Annotated in this window: 1 protein-coding gene; it reads right to left on the bottom strand. The window is 47.9% G+C overall.

Translation table 11 applies throughout. The features are described from left to right. Positions 1 to 181: 181 nt before the first annotated feature. A protein-coding gene (locus ACTVJH_RS15835; RefSeq protein ID WP_455992856.1) for an IS3 family transposase occupies positions 182 to 1,311 on the bottom strand; the annotation gives its coding sequence in 2 pieces (ribosomal slippage) (positions 182 to 1,029 and positions 1,029 to 1,311; 1,131 coding nt in all). Positions 1,312 to 1,383 lie beyond the last annotated feature (72 nt).

Consider the following 1,383-nt stretch of genomic DNA (forward strand, 5'->3'; position numbering starts at 1 on the left):
TAGGCTTCCCCCCAATTTTAAACCACTGACCGATAAAAATAAGGTGGTATCTGCTAGCCTCTGTTGTGTTGTCTGAGGACGATTGGCTATCTTCCCCTGCCGCCATCATGGAGTGGAGCCCGTCCCCGAAGGGGCAGCCCGGAGGGCTGAGGGCGTAACGCAATGATGGCGGCAACCGCATTCAGTTTTCTTGGCCCGTGGACTCGTTGAATACCTCAGCCGGTGTCATTTTGTTTAAGGCAGAATGTTCCCGCCTTTCGTTATAGTAAGTAAAATATCGACTAAGCCCTTTGTAAAGCGATATTCCATCTAAGTAATCGCGGGGGTAGACGTTCTCATACTTCACTGTCCACCAGAGACGTTCGATGTATACATTGTCAAGAGCACGTCCACGACCATCCATGCTGATGGAAATTTTTTTATCAAGCAACACTGAAGTAAACTCATTGCTGGTGAATTGTGCTCCTTGATCTGTATTGAAAATTTCCGGTGTCCCGACATTGAGTGCTTGATTCAAAGCTGAGATACAGAAGGAGCTCTCCATTGTATTTGAGATCTCCCAGGCCAGCACATACCTGCTCCGCCAGTCAATAACCGCAGTCAGGTACATGAAGCCACGTCTCATCGGGATATACGTGATATCCGTGCTCCAAACCTGATTGACATGCTCTATCTCCATATTTCGAAGCAAATAGGGATAGACGAAATGGTCTGGGTGTGGCTTGCTCGTATGCGGACCGGGGGTAATAGCCTGTAGCCCCATCTTCCTCATCAACCATTCGACGCGTTTGTGATTCACAGGATGCCCCTGGCTTCTGAGCCAGTCTGTCATCCTCGGCGATCCGTATTCAGGATGATGCATATACCGTTCGTCTATCAGACGCATGAGTTGCAAGTTCGCTTCTGATTCCGGAACAGGCTCGTAGTATACCAAAGACCGGGAAATACCTGCCAGCCTACATTGTCGCCGGATAGAAAAGTTCGGATTCGGCTTTATCCATTGTCGACGTTTAGCTACTGGCAGGGTTAGAGTTTTTTTTCAAGCCATTTTATATCCATTTTGAGACGGCCTATCTCTTCATAGAGTGGCGATGTTAGCTCTTCTTCGGTCTTTGCAACACTGCTTTTTCCTCGTGTAAACAACTCCGATGCGTTATCCAGTAGTTGTTTTTTCCATTTGGATATTTGGTTGGGATGCACCTGGTGATCAGACGCTAATTCTGTCAGGGTCTTTACTCCCCGAACCGCATCCAGGGCGACCTTGGCCTTGAACTTGTCCGTAAATTGCCGTTTCTTTTTGCCCATGTTCATACGTCCTTTGTTATCAGTTTTTGGACGCAGATTCCACCTTAACAGGTGGTCCTAAAATTGGGGGGAACCGCA

The organism is Desulfoplanes sp. PS50 (assembly GCF_053851535.1).